The sequence below is a fragment of the Paenibacillus sp. 598K genome, from assembly GCF_003851045.1.
Lineage (GTDB): Bacteria > Bacillota > Bacilli > Paenibacillales > Paenibacillaceae > Paenibacillus_D.
In genome coordinates this window covers 1-1871 of sequence record NZ_BFBX01000216.1, presented here as the reverse complement: position 1 = coordinate 1871, position 1871 = coordinate 1, and the positions used below count along the sequence as shown (strand labels likewise).

Annotated in this window: 2 protein-coding genes; both read right to left on the bottom strand. The window is 56.0% G+C overall.

Annotation, left to right across the window (positions count from 1 at the left end; translation table 11 throughout):
- Nucleotides 1–189, bottom strand: a 189-nt coding sequence (locus tag PA598K_RS37505) for a hypothetical protein (RefSeq protein WP_221414206.1), incomplete at its 3' end; no start/stop codon positions are given.
- Nucleotides 186–1871, bottom strand: a 1686-nt coding sequence (locus tag PA598K_RS34555; protein ID WP_185602415.1) for a right-handed parallel beta-helix repeat-containing protein, incomplete at its 5' end; no start/stop codon positions are given. The genes PA598K_RS34555 and PA598K_RS37505, both read right to left, overlap by 4 nt.

Below are 1871 nucleotides of genomic sequence, written 5' to 3'. Positions count from 1 at the left end.
GCCCTCCAGCGAGCATGGATCGGCCTGTGTGCAGGCGTTTCCGCTTCCGGACGGCGATGCGTACAACTCAGCCTGTATGCCATTGACGTAAGTCGGTTGAGCCATTATTGCATCTGAACCCCCCAAGCAAGCATAAACAAGCAGCATAACGAATGCAGTGGATAATGAGGCTTTCCCTATCAGTTTCATTTCTGATACCTCCATCCTGATTTTGTTTTCGCTGTTGCAGGCGGACTGAACACTTCGAGCCGAGCTATCGCCATCTGTCCTCCAGGCTGTCCGGCACCGTCCGGCTTTAATGCGATGATGCGAAGGAAACGAGCCTTGACCGGAGAGAAAAAGACGCTGTCGCTAACACCTCCTTTAAAATCCATTACCGAACGATCGATCTGAAACTTCGAGCCATCGCTTGAAGTTGCGAGCTGGAAGCTCGTTGCGTATTTATCTTCCGGCATTCGCAGGCGAATCCTGCCGATATGCTGCAGCTCGCCGAGGTCGACTTGAAGCTGCCACAACCACTGCTTCGATGCCACGGCATAAGAAACATCGTCGTTGTCCACGGCGAGCTCGGCGGAAGCCGCCTCATCCAAAGTCCCGTCGCTGTAATAAGCGAACGCAGGCTGTTTTAATGCAAGGTTGCCCAAGCTTTCCTGGCGTATCTCTCGGTAAGCGGGCTCAAGTCCTGCCTGTTCGATCATGCGAAGGGCCTCCTCCGGCAATTGACTGTCCATCGTATTGGAGGAGACCACATCGCTGCAAGCGCGTGACACCACGGCGTTGCACTCCATATTCGGTGAATCGGAATAGTTGCTTTTAATGACGTTATCGGCGGCAGGCAGCCCGGATTCGTTTTGATGGTACAACCAATTTGACATTTTTGTTCCTTGAACGACATTGTTGAACACCTCAATATGACGACTGCCATTATCGAGGTAGATCGCGCCGTAATCATTGTTGTAGTTTATGATGGCGTTGTGGTTGATCGTCGTGCCCGGCTGGGAGCCCAGCGTGTAGATCGCTCCTCCATCGCGCAACACTTGCATCGGATTCCGAATCAGGTTGTATTGGATGCGATTGTTCCTCGCGATCGTCTCCTTCGTGTAGCCGACTGCGCCGCCGGGATCCACCTCGCCCCAGCCCCAGCCCAGCGATATGCCCGTATACGGAACGTCCGAGATTTCATTATGCTCGATCAGCATATTATCCGTGTACCCGACCCAGATCGCCGGGTGATCCAGGTACTCTCTACCGACTCGGGCGATATAATTGTTCGCGATCGTGTTATGCTCATTGATCTCGCCCGAGGCGCAAGGCGCTGCGTCCCCGCATGGATGATGGTCGTTCACATGACCGATGGAGATAGCAGCCGCCGATATATCCGTCCATACGTTGCCCGTAATCTTGTTGTGCCGACTGCCGTATTCCAGGCTTAATCCCGAGGCCCCCAAATGGATGAACACATTGCGCTCGAAGCGGATCTGATGCGCCGCCCGGAACGCGATGCTCGCCGGCGTCTTCGTCGTCTGTCCGTCCCACCAATCCTCCATCGTCGAGCCAATCCCCTGGAACCCGGCTTGCCCCGCCCAATAGCGATCCGTACTCGGAACCAGCCAGGTCGCATAGGCAAAGGTCAGCCCCTCGAAGACCAGATTCCGCAGCGGCTGTGTGAGCGTGCCGGCTCCATCGATCAGGCTCTCCAGCACCGGCGCGATTACCTGAGCCGTCGCCATATCCTCTCCGCCGCGCGGCCTGTAGTAGATATAGCCGTCGCTTCGGTTCAGATACCATTCGCCCTCCTCGTCCAACAGCTCGTAGGCATTCTCGATCCAGGTCGGCGGATCTCCCGGCGAGCAGGGCGCCGTCACCTTGGA